General features: G+C 57.4%; 23 protein-coding genes. 17 read left to right on the forward strand and 6 right to left on the reverse strand.

What is annotated here, in order from left to right; genetic code table 11:
- Positions 1-158: 158 nt before the first annotated feature.
- From N7V53_RS20835 to fsa, 3 genes are all read left to right on the forward strand, one after another.
- Positions 159-1,892 (forward strand): phosphoethanolamine transferase CptA, encoded by a 1,734-nt coding sequence (locus N7V53_RS20835; RefSeq protein ID WP_279794781.1) that lies wholly within the window; start codon positions 159-161, stop codon positions 1,890-1,892.
- A gap of 81 nt (positions 1,893-1,973) precedes the next feature.
- A complete protein-coding gene (locus N7V53_RS20840; protein ID WP_279794782.1) occupies positions 1,974-2,819 on the forward strand; it encodes a helix-turn-helix domain-containing protein in 846 nt (281 codons plus the stop codon).
- 214 nt (positions 2,820-3,033) lie between these two features.
- The gene (gene fsa / locus N7V53_RS20845) at positions 3,034-3,696 is read left to right on the forward strand and encodes a fructose-6-phosphate aldolase (protein ID WP_279794783.1); all 663 of its coding nucleotides are present in this window, start codon (positions 3,034-3,036) and stop codon (positions 3,694-3,696) included.
- A 10-nt stretch (positions 3,697-3,706) separates the two neighbouring features.
- Here the strand turns inward: fsa and metF are convergent, their stop codons facing one another.
- The 3 genes from metF to metB all read right to left on the reverse strand — a co-directional run bounded on the left by metF (position 3,707) and on the right by metB (position 8,410).
- Entirely contained in the window at positions 3,707-4,609 is a 903-nt protein-coding gene (metF, locus tag N7V53_RS20850; protein ID WP_279794784.1) for a methylenetetrahydrofolate reductase, read from the reverse strand.
- A 205-nt stretch (positions 4,610-4,814) separates the two neighbouring features.
- On the reverse strand, positions 4,815-7,247 hold the full coding sequence (locus N7V53_RS20855) for a bifunctional aspartate kinase/homoserine dehydrogenase II (protein ID WP_279794785.1): 2,433 nt from the start codon (positions 7,245-7,247) through the stop codon (positions 4,815-4,817).
- Positions 7,248-7,249: 2 nt separating this feature from the next.
- On the reverse strand, positions 7,250-8,410 hold the full coding sequence (gene metB / locus N7V53_RS20860; protein WP_023479372.1) for a cystathionine gamma-synthase: 1,161 nt from the start codon (positions 8,408-8,410) through the stop codon (positions 7,250-7,252).
- Positions 8,411-8,672: 262 nt separating this feature from the next.
- Here metB and metJ point away from each other — a divergent pair, with 262 nt between their 5' ends.
- On the forward strand, positions 8,673-8,990 hold the full coding sequence (gene metJ / locus N7V53_RS20865) for a met regulon transcriptional regulator MetJ (protein WP_023479337.1): 318 nt from the start codon (positions 8,673-8,675) through the stop codon (positions 8,988-8,990).
- A gap of 307 nt (positions 8,991-9,297) precedes the next feature.
- Here the strand turns inward: metJ and rpmE are convergent, their stop codons facing one another.
- Positions 9,298-9,510 (reverse strand): 50S ribosomal protein L31, encoded by a 213-nt coding sequence (rpmE, locus tag N7V53_RS20870; protein ID WP_023479344.1) that lies wholly within the window; start codon positions 9,508-9,510, stop codon positions 9,298-9,300.
- A 207-nt stretch (positions 9,511-9,717) separates the two neighbouring features.
- On the opposite strand from rpmE, the gene priA reads away from it, so the two are divergent.
- The 7 genes from priA to rraA all read left to right on the forward strand — a co-directional run bounded on the left by priA (position 9,718) and on the right by rraA (position 17,685).
- Complete coding sequence (gene priA, locus N7V53_RS20875; RefSeq protein ID WP_042717058.1) at positions 9,718-11,910, forward strand: primosomal protein N'; 2,193 nt, start codon at positions 9,718-9,720, stop codon at positions 11,908-11,910.
- 124 nt (positions 11,911-12,034) lie between these two features.
- Positions 12,035-13,060: a DNA-binding transcriptional regulator CytR gene (gene cytR, locus N7V53_RS20880; RefSeq protein WP_279794786.1), complete on the forward strand. Its 1,026-nt coding sequence runs from the start codon at positions 12,035-12,037 to the stop codon at positions 13,058-13,060.
- 95 nt (positions 13,061-13,155) lie between these two features.
- Complete coding sequence (gene ftsN, locus N7V53_RS20885; protein ID WP_124970956.1) at positions 13,156-14,145, forward strand: cell division protein FtsN; 990 nt, start codon at positions 13,156-13,158, stop codon at positions 14,143-14,145.
- 91 nt (positions 14,146-14,236) lie between these two features.
- Positions 14,237-14,767 carry an ATP-dependent protease subunit HslV gene (gene hslV / locus N7V53_RS20890; protein WP_023479345.1) on the forward strand — a complete coding sequence of 177 codons (531 nt, stop codon included), beginning with the start codon at positions 14,237-14,239 and terminating at the stop codon, positions 14,765-14,767.
- Positions 14,768-14,776: 9 nt separating this feature from the next.
- Positions 14,777-16,111 (forward strand): HslU--HslV peptidase ATPase subunit, encoded by a 1,335-nt coding sequence (gene hslU, locus N7V53_RS20895; protein ID WP_023479328.1) that lies wholly within the window; start codon positions 14,777-14,779, stop codon positions 16,109-16,111.
- Between the two features lie 66 nt (positions 16,112-16,177).
- On the forward strand, positions 16,178-17,107 hold the full coding sequence (gene menA / locus N7V53_RS20900; RefSeq protein WP_279794788.1) for a 1,4-dihydroxy-2-naphthoate polyprenyltransferase: 930 nt from the start codon (positions 16,178-16,180) through the stop codon (positions 17,105-17,107).
- Positions 17,108-17,199: 92 nt separating this feature from the next.
- Positions 17,200-17,685, forward strand: coding sequence for a ribonuclease E activity regulator RraA (rraA, locus tag N7V53_RS20905; RefSeq protein WP_023479360.1), 486 nt, complete (start codon positions 17,200-17,202; stop codon positions 17,683-17,685).
- A 194-nt stretch (positions 17,686-17,879) separates the two neighbouring features.
- On the opposite strand, the gene zapB is transcribed toward rraA, so the two are convergent.
- Positions 17,880-18,125: a septal ring assembly protein ZapB gene (gene zapB, locus N7V53_RS20910; RefSeq protein ID WP_023479321.1), complete on the reverse strand. Its 246-nt coding sequence runs from the start codon at positions 18,123-18,125 to the stop codon at positions 17,880-17,882.
- A 493-nt stretch (positions 18,126-18,618) separates the two neighbouring features.
- On the opposite strand from zapB, the gene N7V53_RS20915 reads away from it, so the two are divergent.
- The 4 genes from N7V53_RS20915 (at position 18,619) to fpr (ending at position 22,961) form a co-directional block, all read left to right on the forward strand.
- Positions 18,619-19,470, forward strand: coding sequence for an MIP/aquaporin family protein (locus N7V53_RS20915; RefSeq protein ID WP_023479322.1), 852 nt, complete (start codon positions 18,619-18,621; stop codon positions 19,468-19,470).
- A gap of 21 nt (positions 19,471-19,491) precedes the next feature.
- Positions 19,492-21,000 carry a glycerol kinase GlpK gene (gene glpK / locus N7V53_RS20920; RefSeq protein ID WP_023479376.1) on the forward strand — a complete coding sequence of 503 codons (1,509 nt, stop codon included), beginning with the start codon at positions 19,492-19,494 and terminating at the stop codon, positions 20,998-21,000.
- Positions 21,001-21,107: 107 nt separating this feature from the next.
- Entirely contained in the window at positions 21,108-22,118 is a 1,011-nt protein-coding gene (gene glpX / locus N7V53_RS20925) for a class II fructose-bisphosphatase (RefSeq protein WP_042717041.1), read from the forward strand.
- Between the two features lie 96 nt (positions 22,119-22,214).
- The gene (fpr, locus tag N7V53_RS20930; protein ID WP_023479366.1) at positions 22,215-22,961 is read left to right on the forward strand and encodes a ferredoxin--NADP(+) reductase; all 747 of its coding nucleotides are present in this window, start codon (positions 22,215-22,217) and stop codon (positions 22,959-22,961) included.
- On the opposite strand, the gene N7V53_RS20935 is transcribed toward fpr, so the two are convergent.
- Positions 22,962-23,381 carry a DUF805 domain-containing protein gene (locus N7V53_RS20935; RefSeq protein WP_279794789.1) on the reverse strand — a complete coding sequence of 140 codons (420 nt, stop codon included), beginning with the start codon at positions 23,379-23,381 and terminating at the stop codon, positions 22,962-22,964.
- 113 nt (positions 23,382-23,494) lie between these two features.
- Here N7V53_RS20935 and N7V53_RS20940 point away from each other — a divergent pair, with 113 nt between their 5' ends.
- Together N7V53_RS20940 and tpiA are read left to right on the forward strand one after the other, a co-directional pair.
- Positions 23,495-24,094, forward strand: coding sequence for a DUF1454 family protein (locus N7V53_RS20940; RefSeq protein WP_023479319.1), 600 nt, complete (start codon positions 23,495-23,497; stop codon positions 24,092-24,094).
- A gap of 107 nt (positions 24,095-24,201) precedes the next feature.
- Positions 24,202-24,969: a triose-phosphate isomerase gene (tpiA, locus tag N7V53_RS20945; RefSeq protein ID WP_023479339.1), complete on the forward strand. Its 768-nt coding sequence runs from the start codon at positions 24,202-24,204 to the stop codon at positions 24,967-24,969.
- The last annotated feature ends 34 nt before the right edge of the window (positions 24,970-25,003 follow it).

The following is a 25,003-nucleotide window of genomic DNA, read 5'->3' on the forward strand; positions in this document are numbered from 1 at the left end:
ATGGTTGTCATATATCCTTCACATTCCTTATATTCCTCGCGACATTCTCACGCTTTGATGAGTTTCTCTACAACTTATCCGCCTGAATGATGAGATTCAGGTTTGCTTAAGCTTTAGCCGCTATGTTTTAGCGCTATTTATTCGCACAGGCACTTCGTATGCGCTCCACACAAACTCATGCTAAACAATCGTTTAGTGTGAAAGCCCTTGGATGGGCTCTGCTCTATTTTTGGTACTTCTCCACGGTTCTGCAGGTCGCTATCCTGGTTAGCGGATACAGCGGCACCAATGGTTTTCGCGACTCCATTCTCTTCAGCTCACTGTGGCTGATCCCGGTCTTCCTCTTCCCACGCTATACGCGCGCCATTGCCGCAGCCATTGGCGTGGTGCTGTGGGCCACCTCGCTGTCGATGCTCTCCTACTACGTCATCTACGGGCAGGAGTTCTCGCAAAGCGTGTTGTTTGTGATGTTCGAAACCAACACCCATGAAGCGAGCGAGTTTTTAGGGCAATACTTCAGCCTGAAGCTGGTGCTGATTGCGCTGGCCTACACTGCGGGCGCGATCTTCCTCTGGACTCGCCTGCGTCCGGTTTACATTCCTAACCCGTGGCGCTGGGTCGTCTCGTTCGCCCTGCTGTATGGGCTGATCCTCAACCCAATTGCGATAAACATGCTGAAATATAAGCAGGAGCTCGCTAAGGCTGCTTCAGGATTAGCCTCCAAGCTGGAGCCTGCCGCGCCGTGGCAGCTGGTGATGGGTTATGTGCAGTATCGTAACCAGTTGAGCAGCCTGAACAGACTGCTCGACAGCAACCACGCCCTGCCGCCGCTGGCAAACCTGAAAGATGAGTCGGGCGATGCACCACGCACGCTGGTGCTGGTGATTGGTGAATCGACGCAGCGTGGCCGCATGAGCCTGTATGGCTATCCGCGCGAAACCACGCCGGAGCTGGATGCGCTGCATAAAAGCGACCCGCGCATGAGCCTCTTTACTAACGTAGTGACTTCGCGCCCCTACACCATTGAGATCCTGCAACAGGCGCTGACGTTCGCCGATGAGCAGCATCCCGATCTCTATCTGACGCAGCCCTCGCTGATGAACATGATGAAGCAGGCCGGGTACAAAACCTTCTGGATCACCAACCAGCAGACGATGACCGAGCGCAACACCATGCTGACCGTCTTTTCAAAACAGACGGATGTGCAGTTCTACATGAACCAGCAGCGTACGCAGAGCGCCCGCGAATATGACACCAACGTGCTGAAGCCGTTTAAAACCGTGCTCGCCGATCCTGCACCGAAGAAGTTCATCATTGTGCACCTGCTCGGCACGCATATTCGCTACGACTTCCGCTACCCGCAGGGCTGGGGCAAGTTTACGGATAAGCACGACCATCAACCGCCGGGGCTGGATGCCGATCAATCCGAGACCTACAACAACTATGACGATGCTAACCGCTTTAACGATCATGTTGTCTCCTCGCTGATTAATGACTACAAGGCGACCGACCCGAATGGCTTCCTGCTCTACTTCTCCGATCATGGCGAAGAGGTGTATGACACGCCGCCGCACAACATTCAGGGGCGCAACGAAGCGGAGCCGACGCGGCATATGTACACCATTCCGTTTATCCTCTGGACTTCGGATAAGTGGCAAGCGGCGCATCCGCGGGATTTCTCCGCCGATCTCAACCGTAAATACAGCAGTTCGCAGCTGATCCACACCTGGTCTGATTTAGCAGGCCTGCGCTACGACGGCTATGACGCCACGCGCTCGGTAGTCAGCCCGCAGTTCGTTGAAGCGACGCGTTGGATCGGTAACCCGTATAAGAAAAACGCGTTACGGGATTACGACGCGCTGCCGTACGGCGATCTCCCCGCCAACCAGTAAGCGTGTAAAGCCATCCCATCGGGATGGCTTTTTTTTTAGCCTGGCGCTATGGTGAGCCTGTTTTTTTGTCGCAGGAACATCATGAGCCACGATATTGCGTCTCTCCTCTCCCGACTGATCCACGGCCCGACAACGGTTGGGCAGATTCGCTTTGCGGCTGTGAATGCAACCGCGCCTGCGCTTGCCTGCCAGGTTGATTTCCCACGCCTTGAAATTGTGCTTGAAGGGGCGCTGACCGATTCGGCGATCGCTGGCGAAACGGCATTAATGATGCAGCATGATGTGCTTTACGTTCCCGCTGGCGGCTGGAACTGCCCGCGCTGGCTGGCCCCGGCTAGGAGCTTAAGCGTGCTGTTTGGCAAACAGCAACTCTGCTTTAGCCTTACGCAGTGGGATGGCGCAGCACTGCAGACGCTGACCCGGCAGCATGTAGCCCGGCGCGGCCCGCGCGTAGGCTCCTTTCTGCTGCAAACGCTGCATGAAATGCAGATGCAGCCGGATGAGCAGCACACGGCGCGGTTGATTGTCACCAGCCTGCTGAGCCACTGCCACGACCTGCTCGGCAGCCAGATCCACACCGCATCGCGCAGCCAGGCGCTGTTTGAAGCCATTCGTGATTATATCGACGAACATTACGCCATGCCGCTCACCCGCGAGTCAGTCGCGCAGGCGTTCTACATCTCGCCCAACTACCTCTCCCATCTGTTCCAGAAAACCGGCGCGGTCGGCTTTAGTGAATATCTCACCCACACCCGGCTTGAGCATGCGAAAACGCTGCTTAAAGGCTACGACCTGAAAATCAAAGAGGTGGCGCACAGTTGCGGGTTTGTCGACAGCAACTACTTCTGCCGCCTGTTCCGTAAAAACACCGAACGCTCGCCCTCGGAGTATCGCCAGCACTACCACAGCCAGCTACGAAACAAATAACTCCTGCACTGGATTTTTGTACGCTTTTCTACCCGCTTCTGCTCTACGCTCCGCGCCTGAAGCCGCTTTTCATCAGGCTGCACTGCATTTTGTGAGCGCTGTCGCACTTCATCCGCATGCATACATTTGTCCAGTGTTTGGCAGAAATGTTATATAGCCGCCGCCGCCCCGCAGACCGTATGCTTTCGCCAGATCATATTGATGAGGAAGCAGGATGGAACTCTATCTGGATACGGCCGATATTGTGGAAGTGGAGCGCCTTGCGCGCATCTATCCGCTGGCTGGCGTTACCACCAATCCGAGCATTATCGCCGCTGGTAAAACCCCGCTCTGGGAGGTATTACCGCGCCTGCAACAGGCAATAGGTGCGAACGGGACGCTTTTTGCCCAGGTGATGAGCCGCGATGCAGAGGGCATGGTGAGCGAGGCGAAAAGGCTTCATCACGCGCTGCCGGGTATCGTGGTTAAAATCCCGGTGACGGGCGAAGGGCTGGCGTCGATTAAGCAGTTGAAAAAAGAGGGGATCGTTACGCTCGGCACGGCGGTCTATAGCGCTGCGCAGGGCTTACTGGCTGCGCTGGCCGGAGCCAAATATGTCGCGCCCTATGTTAACCGTGTCGATGCCCAGGGCGGCGATGGTGTGCGTATGGTGCAGGAGCTGCAAACCCTGCTGAGTTTGCATGCGCCGGAGAGCAAAGTGCTGGCGGCGAGCTTCAAAACCCCGCGCCAGGCGCTCGACTGTCTGCTGGCCGGGTGCGAGGCGATTACCCTGCCGGTCGATGTGGCGAAACAGATGCTCAATACGCCCGCCGTTGAATCCGCCGTCGAGAAGTTCGAGCAGGATTGGCAAAGCGCGTTTGGCAGCCTGAGCCTGTAATTTCTCCGTACTAGACGGCAACGTTACAGGCCGGGCGCACGCCGAGGGTGTGGCAAATGGCATAGCTCATTTCGGCGCGGTTCAGGGTATAGAAGTGGAAATCTTTAACCCCTTCGCGGCTGAGGATCTTCACCATATCCATCGCGATATTCGCGCCGACCAGCTTGCGGGTTTCCGCATCGTCATCCAGCCCGGCGAACATTTGCGACATCCACGCCGGGATGCGCACGTTGGTCATGTCGGCGAACTTTTTCGCCTGCTTAAAGTTGGAGACCGGCAGAATGCCGGGGATGATCTCGACGTCGATACCGGTTGAGGCGCAGCGATCGCGAAAGCGCAGGTAGCTCTCAACATCGAAGAAAAATTGCGTGATCGCGCGGCTGGCACCCGCATCGACTTTACGCTTCAGGTTGAGCAAGTCGGCCTGCGCGCTTTTCGCTTCCGGGTGCACTTCCGGGTAAGCCGCGACGGAGATATCAAAATCCGCCACCTCTTTTAACAGGCCCACCAGATCGGCGGCATACATTTCAGGCTTTCCGCCGCCCGGCGGTAAATCGCCGCGCAGGGCAACGATATGGCGAATGCCGTTGTTCCAGTAATCCTGCGCGATGTTGCGCAGTTCATCGCGGGTGGCGTCGATGCAGGTCAGGTGCGGCACCGCTTCCAGCCCGGTGCGATCTTTAATCCCTTTAATAATGCTGTGCGTGCGGTCGCGCTCGCCGGAGTTCGCGCCGTAGGTGACCGAAACGAATTTCGGCTTCAGGCTGCTTAAGCGATCGATGGAGCTCCATAAGGTCTGTTCCATTTCACTGGTGCGCGGCGGGAAAAACTCAAAGGAGACGTTAATCTGGCCGTGAACTTCCGCCAGGCTCTGATTCAGGGCTTCCCGCTGATTGGCGTGAAAAAAGCTCATACCTTACCTCATCAATCACAAGTCATTATTCAGGGTGAGTGAACTTCTATACGTTTAGACGTCCAGATGTAAAAATGACGGAAATCGTACAAAGCGTCAACAGAAATATCTCGATTGTGTGTGAGGAGTTTTCAGCGAAGATGAAAAAGATTCATGAGGCGGGAAAAACTCCTCTCCCGGTGCGGGAGAGGAGTTACAGCGAGGGCTACAGCAGCTGCGCGAGGCGGTTAATATCGGACTGAATAGCGCCCGCGGTGACATCCCGGCCTGCGCCCGGCCCGCGGATCACCATCGGGTTATCGCGATACCAGCGGCTCTCAATAGCAAAGACGTTATCGCACGGCAGCAGCGCGGCCAGCGGATGCTCCGGGCGCACCGCTTCAACGCCAACGCGCGCTTTGCCATTGGCATCGAAGCGGGCGACGTAACGCAGCACCAGACCCAGCTCGCGGGCGGCTTCAAGGCGCTGGAGCATCTGCTCATTTAACGCCTCGCCATTCTCAAAGAAGTGATCGACGGATTCTGCTTCGCAGCCCGGCGGCACCAGAGACTCGACGCGCACCTGATCCGGCTCGATGTCATACCCCGCTTCGCGGGCAAGGATCACCAGCTTGCGCATCACATCTTTACCGGAGAGATCGACGCGCGGGTCCGGCTCGGTCAGCCCCTGCTGCCACGCCTGATCCACCAGCTCGGTGAAGGGCACGCTGCCATCAAATTGCAGGAACAGCCAGGAGAGCGTACCGGAGAAGATACCGCTGATCGCCAGAATCGAATCGCCGCTGTCGCGCAGATCGCGCACGGTGTGGTTAACCGGCAGACCCGCGCCGACGGTGGCGTTATAGAGCCAGTGGCGGCCGGTTTTTTCAAAGGCGTCATGGATTTGGCGGAAGCGATCGCTTTTGCTCGCGCCCGCCAGCTTGTTAGCACTGATGACATGGAAACCGTGGCTGGCGAAATCGAGATACTGCTCCGCAAGCTGCTCGCTGGCGGTGACATCCAGCACCACTAAATCATCATACGGATGGGCGCGCATCCACAGGAATAGCGACTCCTCATCCTGCTCTACCGCTTCATCATTGAAGAAAGCAAGCGCGCGGCTGGCATCCAGCCCGTCGTAGCTCAACAGGCTGCGACGGCTATCAACCACGCCGGCCAGCACAAACTCAAACCCGGTGCGCGCCGAGAGCGCGCTCTGCTCGCGGGAGAAAAGCTCAAGCCAGCGCGAGCCGATATTACCTTTACCAAACAGCACCAGACCAATGCGTTTTTCCGCGCGGAACAGCGACTGGTGCAGGCCCTGGATCAGGCTCTCGGTCGGGCCGACGCGCAGCACGGCCACCAGGCTGATCCCTTCGTCCGATTGCCAGATAAACTCGACCGGCTGCCCTTTTAACTGCTGCCAGAAGCGGTGGCTGTGAAGCGGATTGCGGCATACGCCCGCACCGACCATCGCCACCAGCGCCAGGCCCTGGCGTAAACGCAGCTCGCCCGGCAGACCCGCCTCATCAAGCAGTTTAAAGACGCTGTCGACCACTTCGGAGGTGTAGCAGAGTTGCAGCAGATTGCGGTCAGAGTGAACACCGACCGCCAGCGGGCGCACCTGCGCGCGCTTGAGAATAATGTCGATCTCTCTGTGCGCCAGCTTAAAGTCCTGCCCTGACGGCACAAGGAACTCAATCAGGCAGACATCATCATGGCTGGTAACAATGCGCGCTCCGGTACCGGAAGCGAGCACGCGCTCAATGCGTGTTGACCCCTGCTCGGGGTTGTAACTGCAACGCAGTTGCAGATCGATATTGCTGCCGGAAACCGGCTGTAACGTGCGGGCATGCAGCACCGGCGCGGCCAGGCGCGCCAGCTCGCTTGCTTCATCAAGACGCAATAGCGGCAGCAGACAGGCATCTTTGACTTTGCGCGGGTCAGCGCTGTAGACCCCGGCGACGTCGCTCCAGATGGTCACACGCGAAACATCGCCCAGCGCACCAATTTGCGTTGCCGAGTAGTCGGAACCATTACGGCCAAGCAGTACGGTTTCGCCCGCGTCGTTACGGCTGATAAAGCCGGTCACCACAATTCGTTTACCCGGATGCTGCGCCAGCTGCTGCTGGAGTAAAGGGTAAGAGGCCCCTTCATTAACCTGCGGCTGCGCGCTGCGCTCGGCGCGCAGGAAGTCGCGGGCATCGAGCCAGGTAGCGTCAAGTTCCTGCTGATTCAGCACCGCCGCCATTAAGCGCGCGGACCAGATTTCACCGTGACCCACCACTTCGGCATAGACGGCATCGTTGATGCCGCTGTCGAGCAGCGCGGCGAGGTGCTCCAGATCGTGAATAAAGGCGCTGGTCAGGCCATCGGCTACATCGGCAGGCAACAGGCCGTTAATCAATTCGAGCTGATAGCGGCGCAGCGATTGCTGCACCTGATGCGCAGAGAGGCGATCGGTCTGGCTCAGTTTAAGCCAGCTGATCAACTGGTTGGTGGTGCTACCGGCGGCCGAAACCACCATCATGTCGCCCGGCTGCGAGTACTCCGCCATGATCCCTGCTACGCGCAGATAACACTTCACATCCGCCAGACTACTGCCACCAAATTTGTGCAGTTGACGAGCCTTCGTCCCTGCCTGCGCAATCACACTCATGTTTACCCCTCAGCGGCGATCCGGAAGCCATTTTCCAGATCGGCAATCAAATCTTCACTATCTTCAATACCGGTTGAGATGCGCAGCAGCGTCTCACCGATCCCGGCGGCGGCGCGTGCTTCCGGCGCCATGCCCGCGTGGGTCATGGTCGCGGCGTGGGAGATTAAACTCTCAACCCCGCCTAACGATTCCGCCAGTGTAAACAGCGACAATCCGCTCAGGAAACGACGCAGCGTCTGCTCATCGCCATCCAGTTCAAAACTCAACATCGCGCCAAAGCCCTTTTGCTGACGCGCCGCAATCTCATGCCCCTGGTTATCAGGCAGAGAGGGATGGTACAGCTTTTTCACCAGCGGCTGAGTCTGCAAAAAGTCGACAATCGCCTGCGCGTTACGCTGCGCCACTTCCATGCGCGGCGACAGGGTGCGCAGCCCGCGCAGCAGCAAATAGCTGTCGAAAGCGCTGCCGGTGACGCCAATATTATTCGCCCACCATGCCAGTTCGGTGACGGTCGCCTCATCCTTCGCAATCACCACGCCGGCTACCACATCGGAGTGGCCGTTGAGGTATTTGGTGCAGGAGTGCAGCACCAGATCCGCTCCCAGCGCCAGCGGGTTTTGCAACGCCGGGCTCAGGAAGGTGTTATCCACCACGCTTACCGCTCCCGCTTCCCGCGCAAGCCCACAGATTTTCGCAATATCTACGACGCGCAACAATGGGTTACTTGGAGTTTCTACCAGCACCAGCTTCGGTTTTTCCGCCAGCGCCGCTTTCAGCGCCTGCTCATCGCCCTGATCGACAAACTTCACGCGGTAGCAGCCGCGCTTCGCCAGGCTATCAAACAGACGATAGCTGCCGCCGTAACAGTCGTGCGGTGCCACCAGCAGATCGCCAGGCTTGAGGAACACCGTGGTCACCAGGTGAATTGCCGACATGCCGGTATTGGTCATCACCGCGCCTGCACCGCCCTCCAGCTCCGCCAGCGCGCGCTGCACCACATCACGCGTAGGATTACCGCGACGCGAGTAGTCGTGGGCGCGAGGTTCGTTAAAACCGGTGAAGTTATAGGTACTGGAGAGGTGAATCGGGGGGACAACGCAACCGTACTGCTCGTCATCGTTCAATCCGCTACGCACTGCGATGGTGGCCTGTTTACGCGTCATGGTGAAGGCTTCCTGGCTTAATGGATGAAAAGTCAGGTCACAGAGTAAACACTGGAATAATAGACGTCAATACATCTGGACATCTAAACTTCTTTGCGTATAGATTGAGCAATCGCATAATAGCCGTTAAAATTATATGCTTTCGTACGATATTGCAGAGCGATACACGGTGTCACCCCGATGACTCTACGGTAAACTACGCGCAATTACGGCCCGGCGCGACCGGGTATAGATCAATGACTGAGAGGATTAAAGGTATCTCATGGCTGAATGGAGCGGCGAATATATCAGCCCATACGCTGAGCACGGCAAGAAGAGTGAGCAAGTAAAAAAAATTACGGTGTCCATTCCTCTTAAGGTGTTAAAAATCCTCACCGATGAACGTACCCGTCGTCAGGTGAATAACCTGCGCCACGCCACCAACAGCGAACTGCTGTGCGAGGCGTTTTTACATGCGTTCACCGGCCAGCCTTTGCCGAATGATGAAGACCTGCGCAAAGAGCGCAGCGATGAGATTCCGGAAGAGGCGAAAGTGATTATGCGTGAAATGGGCATCGACCCGGATACGTGGGAATACTGATTGCAATAAAAAGGGCGGAAATCATATTCCGCCCTTTTTAACTTATCGCACCTGCTTATCAGAAACGCGTCACTTCCGGATGCACTTCTGCCAGTGAGAGCAGGTAAGACATAAATACGTTTTTCATTGCTGTCAGCATACAAATGTTCCTTTTACGCTCAAATAGTGTGAGGAGATGTATGGCGACAGAATATGCCTGTTTTTTGACCAGAGCAATATTTTTGTGAAACCCATCACAAAAATAGCGCCCCTGAGGCAAACCGCAGAGACAAAAAAAGCGCCTTTCGGCGCTTTTTTCTTTGGCAACTTACTTGCTGCCCGGGATGCTGAAGCGTTTGTTGAAACGGTCAACACGGCCACCAGTTGCAACATCACGCTGCTTACCGGTGAAGAACGGGTGGCATTTACCACACACGTCCAGGTTCAGATCGTGACCCAGAGTAGAGTGGGTTTCGATCACGTTACCGCAAGAACAGGTTGCAGTAATCGCTACGTAATTCGGGTGAATACCTTTTTTCATGGGGAAACCTCAGTTTAAGGCCGCGTCGCTCTTCCAGCCCTAACGCCAGACACCACGCGAGTTGATATGTAAGTGAATCTTTGACGCCGCAATGAGCATCAAAGGCGGCGAATCATACAGAAATTAACCAGCGTATGCAAACTGATCCGCTCGACCGTCTTAACAATGTGTATACTAACCCGCCACTTTTCAAGTCAGGATGATGAAATGCCCGTCGCCCACGTTGCGCTCTCTGTACCGCTGCCCCGCACTTTCGATTACCTGCTGCCGGAGGGAACACCCGCCAGCGCTGGTTTTCGCGTGCGCGTGCCGTTCGGTAACCAGACCCGCGTCGGGATTGTGGTGGCGGTCAGCGACAAAAGCGAGCTACCGCTGGCGGAGCTGAAAAGCGTCGAAGAGGTGCTCGACAGCGAGCCCGCGTTTTCAACGCCCGTCTGGCGAATGCTGCTCTGGGCAGCTGACTATTATCATCATCCAATTGGCGATGTGTTATTCAATGCCCTGCCCGTTCTGCTGCGCCAGACCAAACCGGCCAGCGCCGAGTTTCAGGGCTACTGGTTCGCCACCGAACAGGGGCAGGCAACCGATATCAACCGCATCAAGTCGCCAAAACAGCAGCAGGCGTTATCGGCGCTGCGCAAAGGCAAAGTGTGGCAGCATCAGTTAGCGGCGTTAGATCTGAAAAGCGTCACCCTGCAAGCGCTGCGCGCAAAAGGGCTGGTGGAGATGAACAGCGAAGCGCCGACGTTTACCGACTGGCGCAGCACCTTTTCCGTCAGCGGCGATCGCCTGCGGCTCAACACCGAACAGGCCACCGCCGTCGGCGCGATCCACAGCGCGGCGGATCGCTTCTCCGCCTGGCTGCTGGCGGGCGTCACCGGCTCCGGCAAAACGGAAGTCTATCTGAGCGTGCTGGAAAATGTGCTCGAACAGGGCAAGCAGGCGCTGGTGATGGTGCCGGAAATTGGCCTGACGCCACAAACCATCGCCCGTTTTCGCGAGCGGTTTAATGCCCCCGTTGAAGTGCTGCACTCTGGCCTTAACGACAGTGAACGCCTGACCACCTGGCAGAAAGCAAAGAGCGGTGAAGCGGCGATTGTCATCGGCACGCGCTCCTCGCTCTTCACTCCTTTTAAGAATCTTGGCGTCATCGTTATCGATGAGGAGCACGACAGCTCCTATAAACAGCAGGAGGGGTGGCGTTACCATGCGCGCGATCTGGCTGTTTACCGTGCGCACAGCGAGCAGATCCCGATAATCCTCGGTTCAGCGACGCCAGCGCTGGAGACGCTGCACAATGTGCGGGCGCGGAAATACCACATTCTGCGTCTGACCCGCCGCGCAGGCAACGCACGTCCGGCGATGCAGCACGTGCTGGATATGAAAGCCCAGCCGCTGCAGGCGGGTCTGGCCCCTGCCTTAATCAACCGCCTGCGTCAGCATCTGCAAGCGGGTAATCAGGCGATTCTTTTCCTTAACCGGCGCGGCTTCGCCCCGGCGCTGCTCTGCCATGATTGCGGCTGGATCGCCGAGTGCGCGCGCTGCGATCACTACTACACCTTCCACCAGGCGCAGCAGCATCTGCGTTGCCACCACTGCGACAGCCAGCGCCCGGTGCCGCGCCAGTGTCCGTCGTGCGGCTCCACCCACCTGCTGCCGGTTGGACTTGGTACCGAGCAACTGGAGCAGGCGCTGGCTCCGCTGTTTCCCGGCGTGCCGATTTCGCGCATCGACCGCGACACCACCAGCCGCAAGGGCGCACTGGAGCAACATCTTGCTGAAGTACACCGCGGCGGTGCGCGCATTTTGATCGGCACCCAGATGCTCGCCAAAGGACACCACTTTCCGGATGTCACGCTGGTAGCATTGCTCGATGTTGACGGCGCGCTCTTTTCCGCCGACTTCCGCGCCGCAGAGCGCTTTGCTCAGCTCTATACCCAGGTTTCCGGCCGCGCCGGACGCGCAGGCAAACAGGGCGAAGTGGTGCTGCAAACGCACCATCCGGAACACCCGCTGCTGCAAACGCTGCTGCATAAAGGCTACGACACCTTTGCCGAGCAGGCGCTGGCCGAGCGCCAGACACTGCAACTGCCGCCGTGGACCAGCCATGTGCTGATCCGCGCAGAAGATCAGAACAACCAGCACGCCCCGCTCTTCCTGCAACAGCTGAAAAACCTGCTGCAGGCGAGCCCGCTGGCAGATAACCAACTCTGGATCCTCGGCCCGGTTCCGGCGCTGGCGGCCAAGCGCGCCGGGCGCTACCGCTGGCAAATCCTGCTGCAACACCCCTCCCGCATTCGCCTGCAACACATTGTGCACGGCGCGCTGGCGCTGATTAACACCCTGCCCGATGCCCGACGCGTAAAATGGGTGCTGGATGTCGATCCGATCGAAAGCTAATGCTGCGAGCCAGCACGTAAAATAGAATGCTTGTCACATTTTTTGTGAAATTTCTGTAACCGATGCGCTTAACTATCTGATAAAAATGTGGCTACGCCTGCGCCGTGCATGCGAGGAGAACAAGGTGAAACCGAAAAATCAGGTTGCGGCAGCAACCATGAAAGATGTTGCCATGAAAGCAAAGGTTTCTACGGCAACCGTATCTCGTGCATTAATGAACCCGGAAAAAGTGTCACAGGCGACCCGCAACCGCGTTGAGCAGGCCGCCATGGAAGTGGGCTACCTGCCGCAGTCGATGGGCCGCAATGTGAAGCGCAATGAGTCCCGTACCCTGCTGGTGATTGTGCCGGATATCTGCGATCCCTTCTTCAGTGAGATTATTCGCGGCATCGAAGTGACCGCTGCGGAGCATGGCTACCTGGTGCTGATTGGCGACTGCGCCCATCAAAATCAGCAGGAAAAGACCTTTATCGACCTGATCATCACCAAGCAAATTGATGGCATGCTGCTGCTCGGTTCACGTCTGCCGTTTGACGCCAGTATTGAAGAGCAGCGCAATTTACCGCCGATGGTGATGGCTAATGAGTTCGCGCCGGAGCTGGAGCTGCCGACGGTGCACATCGACAACCTGACCGCGGCCTTCAACGCCGTCACTTATCTGCAAGAGCAGGGGCATCAGCTGATTGGCTGTATCGCCGGCCCGGAAGAGATGCCGCTCTGCCACTACCGTTTACAGGGTTACGTGCAGGCGCTGCGCCGCGCGGGTGCGACGGTGGATAAGGACTATATCACCCGCGGTGATTTTACCTTCGAAGCCGGAGCGCAGGCGCTGGAACAGCTTCTCAACCTGCCGAAACCGCCGACTGCTCTCTTCTGCCACAGCGATGTGATGGCGCTTGGTGCGCTGTCGCAGGCAAAACGCCGGGGCCTGAAGGTGCCGGAGGATCTGTCGATTATCGGCTTTGATAACATCTCGCTGGCGGAGTATTGCGACCCGCCGCTCACCACCGTTGCGCAGCCGCGCTACGACATTGGGCGCGAAGCGATGCTGCTTCTGCTGGAGCAGTTGCAGGGCCACACGGTAAGCAGCGGCTCGCGACTATTAGATTGTGAATTGATCCTGCGTGGCTCAACGCGAGCGCTAACGTAAAGCCGGGGGCTTTCGGACGCCCTCTTCTGGTCAAAACCCCGTCGCTTAAGTAACATGGCGGGCTGTTAAACGAATATGAATACAGCGAAACGATAGTGGCCCAACGAGATTATGTACGCCGCAGCCAGTCGACTCCTGCGCGGCGAAAGAAGAGCACCTCAAAGAAAAAGCAGCGCAGCGCGCCTGCGGTCTCGCCAGCAATGGTCGCGATAGCGGCCGCCGTGCTGGTCGCCTTTATCGGTGGTTTGTACTTTATTACGCATCATAAGAAAGAAGAGTCAGAATCCCTGCAGAACCAGAAAGTGACCGGTAACGGCCTGCCGCCGAAGCCGGAAGAGCGCTGGCGCTATATTAAAGAGCTGGAGAGCCGCCAGCCTGGCGTACGCGCGCCGACCGAGCCGACAGCCGGGGGCGAAGTGCAAAAACCGGAGCAGTTAACCGATGAACAGCGCCAGCTGTTAGCCCAGATGCAGGCAGATATGCGCCAGACGCCGACGCAGCTCAACGAGGTGCCGTGGAACGAGCAGACGCCGGAGCAGCGCCAGCAAACGTTGCAGCGTCAGCGCCAGGTTCAGCAGATGCAGCAACAACAGCAGCAGTCTCAGTGGACGCAAAGCCAGCCGGTTCAGCAACCGCGTACGCAGCCGCGCACCGTAGAACAGCAACCTGCGCGCGTCGCCACGCCGCCGCGCCAGACGCAGCAAGCGCAGCAGAAACCGGCCACAAATTCGCAGCCCTATCAGGATCTGCTGCAAACGCCGCCGCACAGCAACGCCGCGCAGCCAAAAACGCAGCAGGCCGCGCCGGTAACGCGCGAAGCGGAAACGGCGAAGGCGCAGCCGACAGAGAAAAAAGATGAGCGTCGCTGGCTGATCCAGTGCGGCTCATTCAAAGGCCAGGAGCAGGCGGAAACCGTCCGCGCGCAGCTGGCGTTTGAGGGCTTTGACTCGCGCATCACCAGCAATAATGGCTGGAATCGCGTTGTGATGGGCCCGCTGAAAGGCAAAGAGAGCGCTGAAGCCACCCTCGGCAAGCTGAAACTGGCCGGTCACGCAAACTGCATTCGACTTTCCGCCGGGGGTTGAAACCCCCAAAATCTCCCCCATCTATAAATGCATTCTGCCCCGTACGCTGTGCGGGGCGCTGTATGTGCTTTTGTAACCAAGGGGTCTGCTCGTGACAACAATCGTAAGCGTACGCCGTAACGGCCATGTCGTTATCGCCGGTGATGGCCAGGCCACACTGGGCAACACCGTGATGAAGGGCAACGTTAAAAAAGTTCGCCGTCTCTACAACGACAAAGTCATTGCAGGCTTTGCGGGCGGCACAGCGGATGCCTTCACGCTGTTTGAGCTTTTTGAACGCAAACTGGAAATGCACCAGGGTCATCTGGTGAAAGCCGCCGTCGAGCTGGCAAAGGACTGGCGTACCGATCGTATGCTGCGCAAGCTGGAAGCGCTGTTAGCGGTCGCCGACGAAACCGCGTCGCTGATCATCACCGGTAACGGCGATGTGATTCAGCCGGAAAATGACCTGATTGCCATCGGCTCCGGCGGACCATACGCCCAGGCCGCTGCCCGCGCACTGCTGGAGAACACCGAGCTTGGCGCGCGCGACATTGCTGAGAAGGCGTTGGGGATCGCAGGCGATATCTGCATCTACACCAACCACTTCCATACCATCGAAGAATTACCCGCTCAAGCGTAAGGATCTCCCATGTCTGAAATGACCCCACGCGAAATCGTCAGCGAACTGAATAAACACATCATCGGCCAGGACGCGGCAAAGCGCTCTGTGGCGATTGCTCTGCGTAACCGCTGGCGCCGTATGCAGCTCGATGAAGAGCTGCGTCACGAAGTGACCCCGAAAAATATTCTGATGATCGGCCCCACCGGCGTCGGTAAAACCGAAATCGCCCGTCGTCTGGCGAAGCTCGCCAACGCGCCGTTTATCAAAGTGGAAGCGACCAAGTTCACCGAAGTGGGCTATGTCGGGAAAGAGGTGGATTCGATTATCCGCGATCTGACCGATGCCGCCGTGAAAATGGTGCGCAGCCAGTCAATTGACAGAAACCGCTACCGCGCCGAAGAGATGGCGGAAGAGCGCATCCTCGATGTGCTGATCCCGCCGGCGAAAAACAACTGGGGCCAGCCGGAACAGGCGGCGGAACCCTCTGCGGCGCGTCAATCCTTCCGTAAAAAACTGCGCGAAGGCCAGCTGGATGACAAAGAGATTGAGATCGATCTCGCCGCTGCGCCAATGGGCGTCGAAATCATGGCCCCTCCGGGCATGGAAGAGATGACCAACCAGTTGCAGTCGATGTTCCAGAACCTCGGCGGGCAGAAGCAGAAGCCGCGTAAGCTGAAAATCAAAGACGCGATGAAGCTGCTGATCGAAGAGGAAGCAGCAAAGCTGGTTAACCCGGAAGAGCTGAAAGAGGAAGCGATCGAAGCCGTTGAGCAGCACGGTATCGTCTTTATCGATGAGATCGACAAAATCTGTAAGCGCGGCGGTAACACCTCCGGCCCGGACGTCTCCCGCGAAGGCGTACAGCGCGACCTGCTGCCGCTGGTTGAGGGCTGCACCGTGTCGACCAAACACGGGATGGTGAAAACTGACCATATCCTGTTTATCGCGTCCGGCGCGTTCCAGGTTGCCAGCCCGTCAGATTTGATTCCGGAATTGCAGGGTCGTCTGCCAATCCGCGTTGAACTGCAGGCGCTGACTGCGGAAGACTTCGAGCGCATCCTCACCGAGCCAAACGCCTCTGTGACCGTGCAGTACAAAGCGCTGATGGCAACCGAAGGGGTGAATATCGAATTTACCGACGACGGCATTAAGCGTATCGCGCAGGCCGCATGGCAGGTGAACGAAAGCACCGAGAACATCGGCGCACGCCGTTTGCACACCGTGCTGGAGCGTTTGATGGAGGATATCTCCTATGACGCCAGCGATCTGGGCGGCGAAACCATTACCATTGATGCAGACTATGTGAGTAAACACCTTGATGCTTTAGTGGCGGATGAAGATCTGAGCCGTTTTATCTTATAATCGCGGCCAGACTCTTTTCATCACACTCGATGGGGGCTTATGCCCCCATTTTTATTGGCCGGACTTATGAACGATACGCACTCTCTTAGCCTTACCCAGGCATGGCTGGAAAGCCTGCGACCGAAAACGTTGCCGCTGGCCTTTGCCGCTATCGTGGTGGGAACCGTGCTTGCCTGGTGGCAGGGCTACTTCGATCCGCTGGTCGCGGCGCTGGCGCTGATCACCGCCGGTTTGCTGCAAATCCTCTCTAACCTCGCAAATGACTACGGCGATGCCATCAAAGGCAGCGATAAGCCGGATCGCATCGGACCGCTGCGCGGGATGCAAAAAGGGGCGATCTCCCTTGGGCAGATGAAGCGCGCGCTGCTTATCGTCATTGTGCTGAGCTGCGTGTCCGGGCTCTGGCTGGTAAGCGCCGCGACCCAGACGATGGCGGATTTTGTCGGCTTCCTCGCACTCGGCGGGCTGTCGATTATCGCCGCCATCACCTATACTGTCGGCAAGCGGCCGTATGGTTATCAGGGGCTGGGCGATATTTCGGTGCTCACCTTCTTCGGCTGGATAAGCGTGATGGGAAGCTGGTATTTGCAAGCGCATACGCTGATTCCGGCGATCTTCCTGCCCGCGACCGCCTGCGGTTTGCTGGCGACGGCAGTGCTGAACATCAATAACCTGCGCGATATCGATAGCGATCGCGAGAACGGCAAACATACGCTGGTGGTACGTTTAGGCCCGGTAAATGCCCGCCGTTATCACGCCGGTTTGCTGGCGGGCGCGCTGCTCTGCTTTGCGCTCTTCAACCTGATTTCGCTCCACAGCCTCTGGGGCTGGCTGTTTTTGCTTGCCACACCGCTGCTGTTTAAACAGGCGCGTTATGTGCTGCGCGAGCGCGATCCGCGCGCGATGCCGCCGATGCTCGAACGCACCGTGAAAGGCGCGCTGCTGACTAATCTCCTGTTTGTACTGGGGATTATTTTGAGCAAGACGCTCGCCTGAGTGCCAAAAAACAATTAAAAATTGATGCTTTTGCCAACAGCGCGCGATGCGCGATATACTTACGGCTCTCGCAGCAACTGAACGTAAATCCTATGAAATACGATACTTCTGAGCTTTGTGACATCTACCAGGAAGAGGTCAACGTCGTCGAACCGCTGTTCTCCAACTTTGGCGGTCGCTCCTCTTTCGGCGGGCAAATCATCACGGTGAAATGTTTCGAGGATAACGGGTTGCTTTACGATCTGCTCGAACAGAATGGCCGTGGTCGCGTGCTGGTAGTCGATGGCGGCGGTTCTGTTCGCCGCGCCTTAGTCGACGCCGATCTCGCGCGTCTGGCGGCGCAAAACGAGTGGGAAGGGATGGTGGTCTACGGCGCGGTGCGCCAGGTGGACGATCTGGAAGAGCTGGATATCGGCATTCAGGCGATGGCCGCGATCCCGGTTGGCGCAGCGGGCGAAGGCATTGGCGAAAGCGATATTCGCGTCAACTTCGGCGGCGTCACCTTCTTCTCCGGTGACCATCTTTATGCCGATAACACCGGCATTATTCTCGCCGAAGATCCTCTCGATATCGAATAAACGAAAGGGCACCTGAGGGTGCCCTTTTTTGTCGCTGCCGAATGCAATGGCGCTTAACTATTTTGCTTAATACGCGAAAGATTTCGTGTTGTGGCAAGGCGGCAAGCAAGTGAATCCCCGGGAGCACAGATAACTATGTGACCGGGGTGAGCGCGCGCAGCCAACGCCGCTACGGCACGAAAGATAAAGCGTAATTACACTTCTTCCATGCGGCCCAGCAGCGCCTGCAGACGCTCCTGCCAGCCGTGCTGCTGCTCGCGCAGCTGTTGGTTTTCGCGCTCCAGCTCTTCACGGCTCTGGTGTGCAGAGTGAACGTCCTGCGACAGGCTGTTGTTCTTCTCTTTCAGTTCTTCGATTTCCATCTGCAGCAGCGTGATGGTATCAATCGCCTGCTGTACTTTTGCTTCCAGTTTCTCAAACACTTCTAATGACATAGTCATACTTCTCCTGAGTGGCAAGGCGTTGATGGACTTACACCTCATTATTCGCCAGACAAATAGGTAACCCCTCTGCCCGCTAAATTATGCGTGTCTTTAAGCGTCCTCGTCCCGCAGAGCGGCGACGCCTTAATACAATGAGCGGATTTCGCTTGTTAACGATTGTATGAATCGCGCCAGCCCCTGTCCAGCGTGGAGCGGCGCTGTTTGCGCTTTGCAACACTTTTCGTCCTCATCCTGGTGCAATCCGCTTCGCTACCCCGTAATTGTTAATGCCCGGGTTACAAAAATGATTCAGCTCTCATTTCGTATTGGTGCAAAAACGCGCGCCACCGCTCGTAAACGCTCATTTTATTGACGCAGTACACACATTTTGATTTCGATATTTCTCGTTTTTGCTCGTTAACGATAAATTAACACTATGTCTACACGACATCATGGGGGTGCTGTTTCCCTCATGCCTACAATAACCATTAAACTTCTGCAGGATCCGATTATGAGTCAGACACCAACCGTAAAAGGCCAGTGCATTGCCGAGTTTCTCGGTACCGGGTTGTTGATTTTCTTCGGCGTGGGATGTGTTGCAGCGTTAAAAGTGGCGGGTGCCACCTTTGGCCAGTGGGAAATCAGTATTATCTGGGGTTTGGGCGTGGCGATGGCCATCTACCTGACCGCAGGGGTTTCCGGCGCGCATCTTAATCCGGCTGTAACCATTGCACTTTGGCTCTTCGCGAGCTTTGACGGACGCAAAGTTGTTCCTTTTATTTTTTCTCAATTTGCCGGCGCGTTTTGCGCGGCTGCACTTGTTTACGGGCTTTACTACAATCTTTTCCTCGACTTCGAACAGACGCACAATATGGTACGCGGCAGCGTCGAAAGTCTTGATCTGGCTGGTATCTTTTCAACCTACCCCAACCCGCACATCAATTTTGTGCAGGCCTTCGCTGTTGAGATGGTAATTACCGCTATTCTGATGGGCGTGATTATGGCGCTGGGCGATGATGGCAACGGCGTGCCGCGCGGCCCAATGGCGCCGCTGCTGATCGGTCTGCTGATCGCGGTCATTGGTGCTTCCATGGGTCCGCTCACCGGCTTTGCCATGAACCCGGCGCGTGACCTGGGACCGAAGACCTTCGCCTGGCTTGCTGGCTGGGGTAACGTCGCCTTTACCGGCGGCAAAGATATTCCCTACTTCCTCGTGCCGCTGTTTGGGCCGATTGTAGGCGCGGCGCTTGGCGCGTTCAGCTATCGCAAACTGATCGCCCGCCATCTGCCGTCTGGAACCAGTGAGGCTGCGAAAGAGAAAGGCACCGCCTCCACCACGGCTCAACAAAAAGCTTCGCTGTAATGTGACTACGGGATCATAACCATGACTGACAAAAAATATATCGTTGCGCTCGACCAGGGCACTACCAGCTCCCGCGCCGTTGTGATGGACCACGATGCCAACATCATTAGCGTTTCACAGCGCGAATTTGAACAAATCTACCCGAAGCCAGGCTGGGTTGAGCATGACCCGATGGAAATTTGGGCATCACAAAGCTCCACGCTGGTCGAAGTGCTGGCGAAAGCGGATATCAACTCCGACGAGATTGCCGCCATCGGCATCACCAACCAGCGCGAAACCGCGATTGTCTGGGAGCGTGAAACCGGCAAACCGATTCATAACGCCATCGTCTGGCAGTGCCGCCGCACCTCTGAGATCTGCGAAAAGCTCAAACGCGACGGCATGGAAGATTACATCCGTAGCACCACTGGCCTTGTGATCGACCCCTACTTCTCCGGCACCAAGGTGAAGTGGATCCTCGACCATGTTGAAGGTTCGCGCGAGCGTGCTAAACGCGGCGAACTGCTGTTCGGCACCGTCGATACCTGGCTTATCTGGAAAATGACCCAGGGGCGCGTACACGTCACCGACTACACCAACGCCTCACGCACCATGTTGTTCAACATCCACACGCTGGAGTGGGACGACAAAATGCTGGAAGTGCTGGATATCCCGCGCGCAATGCTGCCGCAGGTGCGTAAGTCGTCCGAAGTGTACGGCCAGACCAACATCGGCGGTAAAGGCGGCACGCGTATTCCTATCGCCGGTATTGCGGGCGACCAGCAGGCGGCGCTGTTTGGCCAGCTCTGCGTAAAAGAGGGGATGGCGAAAAACACTTACGGTACCGGCTGCTTTATGCTGATGAACACCGGCGAGCAGGCAGTGAAATCCGATCATGGTCTGCTGACCACCATCGCCTGCGGCCCGAAAGGCGAAGTGAACTATGCGCTGGAAGGCGCAGTGTTTATGGCTGGCGCATCCATTCAGTGGCTGCGCGATGAGATGAAGCTGATTAACGACGCGTTCGACTCCGAATACTTCGCTACCAAAGTGAAGGATACCAACGGCGTCTACGTTGTTCCGGCCTTCACCGGCCTGGGCGCGCCGTACTGGGACCCGTATGCACGCGGCTCCATCTTCGGCCTGACCCGCGGCGTCAACGCAAACCACATCATTCGTGCAACGCTGGAGTCGATTGCCTTCCAGACCCGCGACGTGCTGGAAGCGATGCAGGCTGACTCCGGCATTCGCCTGCACGCGCTGCGTGTCGATGGCGGCGCGGTGGCGAATAACTTCCTGATGCAGTTCCAGTCAGACATTCTCGGCACGCGCGTTGAGCGTCCGGAAGTGCGCGAAGTGACCGCGCTGGGTGCCGCTTACCTGGCGGGTCTGGCGGTTGGTTTCTGGCAGAACCTGGATGAGTTGCAGGAGAAAGCGGTGATCGAGCGTGAGTTCCGTCCGGGCATCGAAACTACCGAGCGTAACTTCCGCTACACCGGCTGGAAAAAAGCGGTGAAACGCGCGATGGCGTGGGAAGAACACGAAGAGTAACCGCTCCACTTATGCCCTCTCCCTGCCGGGAGGGGGCATCTGCCTCACCCCCCTCCTCTTTTCACTGTGTTAAACTTCGCGCAATTTCTTTCAAAACTGAGTGTGTGATGAAACGAGAACTTGCCATCGAATTCTCCCGTGTTACCGAAGCTGCGGCGCTGGCTGGCTATAAGTGGCTGGGGCGCGGCGATAAAAACACGGCGGACGGCGCAGCGGTACACGCTATGCGCATTATGCTCAACCAGGTCAACATTGACGGCACGATTGTCATCGGCGAAGGGGAGATCGACGAAGCGCCGATGCTCTTTATCGGTGAGAAAGTGGGCACCGGCAAAGGCGACGCGGTGGATATTGCCGTCGATCCGATTGAAGGCACACGCATGACGGCGATGGGCCAGGCCAACGCGCTGGCGGTGTTGGCGGTCGGTGACAAAGGCTGCTTCCTCAACGCGCCGGACATGTATATGGAAAAGCTGATCGTCGGCCCCGGTGCCAGAGGCGCTATCGATCTCAACCTGCCTTTAGCCGATAACCTGCGTAATATCGCCGCCGCGCTCGGCAAACCGCTCAGCGAACTGACGGTCACCATTCTTGCCAAGCCGCGCCATGATGCGACCATCGCCGAGTTACAGGCGCTGGGCGTGCGCGTGTTTGCCATTCCCGATGGCGATGTCGCCGCCTCGATCCTCACCTGCATGCCCGACAGTGAAGTGGATGTGCTCTACGGGATTGGCGGCGCGCCGGAAGGCGTGGTGTCGGCGGCGGTGATCCGCGCCCTGGATGGCGATATGCAGGGTCGCCTGCTGGCGCGTCACCAGGTGAAAGGCGACAGTGAAGAGAACCGCCGTATCGGCGAGCAGGAGCTGAAACGCTGCCGCGGTATGGGCATTGAAGCGGGCAATGTGCTGCGCCTCGATGAGATGGCGCGCAGCGATAATGTTATCTTCTCTGCTACCGGCATCACCAAAGGCGATCTGCTGGATGGCATTACGCGCAAAGGCAATATGGCAACCACCGAGACGCTGCTGATCCGCGGTAAATCGCGCACCATTCGCCGGATTCAATCGATCCATTATCTGGATCGTAAAGACCCGGACGTACAACGACATATACTGTAAGTCTATTTGTTCAATTGAGCTTTCCGGCCCGCGCGGGCTGGAAATCTCAGGCGACAACCACCAGGATAAGGCAACGTTACAGAACAGGAGAGAACCATGGCGGATTGGGTAACAGGAAAAGTCACAAAGGTGGAATTCTGGACCGATGCACTCTTCAGCCTCACCGTACATGCCCCCGTTCAACCTTTCACTGCCGGACAGTTCGCTAAGCTTGGGCTGGAGATTGACGGCGAGCGCGTGCAGCGCGCTTACTCCTATGTCAACGCGCCGAGCAATCCCGATCTTGAGTTCTATCTCGTCACCGTTCCGGAAGGCAAACTGAGCCCGCGCCTGGCCGCCCTGCAACCGGGCGATGAGCTGTTAATTGTCAGCGAAGCCGCCGGCTTTTTCGTGCTGGAAGAGGTGCCGGAGTGCGAGACGCTCTGGATGCTGGCGACCGGTACGGCCATCGGGCCTTATCTGTCGATGCTGCAAGAGGGGAAAGATCTCGAACGGTTTAAAAATATCGTCCTGCTGCATGCGGTGCGCTACGGCGCGGACTTAAGCTACCTGCCGCTGATGCTGGAGCTGCAAAAGCGCTATGAAGGAAAGCTGCGCATTCAGACGGTGGTCAGCCGCGAGACGCTCTCCGGCTCTTTAACCGGGCGCGTTCCGGCGCTGATTGAGAGCGGCGCGCTGGAGGAAGCGGTCGGTCTGCCGATGAGCGCCGAGACCAGCCATGTGATGCTGTGCGGCAACCCGCAGATGGTGCGCGACACCACACAGTTACTGAAAGATACCCGGCAGATGGCCAAACACCTGCGCCGCCGTCCGGGGCATATCACCGCTGAGCACTACTGGTAATCAGCGGAACTTCACCTCAAGCGTCTCATTGCCAAAACGGTTTTTGCCCTGGGTGCCGAGCATCGCGCCCAGGTCGATCATCATTACCACGATAATCGCCACCGGGATCAGGCGTCCCACCGCCCACGCCAGCGTACCGTCGAGGATCGCCCAGTTACCTGACAGCAGCATCCACGCCAGCACCATCAGCAGCGCCCAGCCGCCGTGACGACCGCGATCGTGCAGCCGTTTGACCATCACGCAGGCGGTCGGCCAGATCAGGCAGACGAGGATAAACGCCGCCGTCTGAAAATCGAGCATGCCATTATTCGCCAGCACAAACAGCAGGGTCATGCTTATCACCCACAGCACCATCCAGATCCAGAAATCGCGGCGTCCAATGCGCCCCTTAAACGAAAACAACCACTGCTGTATGCCCATGTAAGGTTCCTTATTATCGTAATAGCGGCTAGTGTACCCTGGCGGCGGGAGTTTTTGACAAGGCCGCCCAATCTCGTTTTAATCGTCAGCACACTCTACAGAGGGCGATGTGAATGAAAGCACGGCGTTACCACTTTTGGCTGCTCTTTTCCGCGCTGGCGTTCTGCGCGCCGGGTTGGGCAGAGGAGGCGCCAGCCGCCGTCACTGCGCCCTACTTACTGCCGGGCGCGCCTACCTTTGATGAATCTATCAGCCAGTTCCGGGAGAAGTTTAATACCGACAATCCCACCCTTGCGCTGAACGAGTTCCGCGCCGTCGACAGCCGCAGCGATCGTGCCAACCTGACGCGCGCGGCGACGCGTATCAATGATTATCTCTATGCCTCCACGGCGCTGGAGCGCGGCACGTTAAAGATCAAATCGATGCAGATCACCTGGCTACCGGTGCAGGGGCCGGAGCAGAAAGCGACGAAAGCGAAGGCGCAGGAGTATATGAGCGCCTTTATTCGCGCCTTCTCTCCGACCATGACCGCAGCGCAAAGCATGCAGAAACTGCAAAAAGTGCTGACCAACGGCAAAAACAAGGCCTACTACGCTGAGACGGAAGGCGCGGTGCGCTATGTGGTGGCAGACAACGGGGAAAAGGGGCTAACCTTCGCGGTTGAACCGATTAAGCTAACGCTATCTGAACCTCTGGAAGGGAACAATAAATGACAAAAAGCAAAGCCTTTCAGGGGAGGGATCTCTATACTGTTTCTCAGACCATGCTGCCCTGAGGGGCGGCCATTTTCATTAATTCGCCAAGCGCGTGGAGAGTAAAAATGCGACATCCTTTAGTGATGGGTAACTGGAAGTTGAACGGCAGCCGCCACATGGTAAACGAACTGATTGCCAACCTGCGTACCGAACTGGCGGGCGTTTCAGGCTGCGGCGTGGCGATTGCGCCGCCGAACCTCTACCTGGATCTGGCAAAACACGCCGCTGACGGCAGCCACATCATCCTTGGCGCGCAGAACGTTGATACCAACCTCTCTGGCGCGTTCACCGGCGAAACCTCCGCTGAAATGCTGAAAGATATTGGCGCAAAATACATCATCATCGGCCACTCTGAGCGTCGTACTTACCACGCTGAATCCGATGAGCTGATCGCGAAAAAATTCGCCGTGCTGAAAGAGCAGGGTCTGGTTCCGGTGCTGTGCATCGGTGAAACCGAAGCGGAAAACGAAGCGGGTAAAACCGAAGAAGTGTGCGCTCGCCAGATCGACGCCGTGCTGAAAACGCAGGGCGCGAGCGCGTTCGAAGGCGTGGTTATCGCGTACGAACCCGTTTGGGCGATCGGTACCGGCAAATCCGCTACCCCGGCGCAGGCTCAGGCCGTGCACAAATTTATCCGTGACCACATTGCTAAAGCCGACGCGAAAGTGGCTGAGCAAGTGATCATCCAGTACGGCGGTTCTGTTAACGCCAGCAATGCGGCAGAACTCTTTGCCCAGCCGGATATCGACGGCGCGCTGGTTGGCGGTGCTTCCCTGAAAGCCGACGCCTTCGCAGTGATCGTTAAAGCTGCTGAAGCCGCTAAACAGGCGTAATGCTGCTACCCTCTCCCGCCCGGGAGAGGGTCTC

This window comes from Kosakonia sp. HypNH10 (assembly GCF_029850615.1).
Taxonomy (GTDB): domain Bacteria; phylum Pseudomonadota; class Gammaproteobacteria; order Enterobacterales; family Enterobacteriaceae; genus Kosakonia; species Kosakonia cowanii.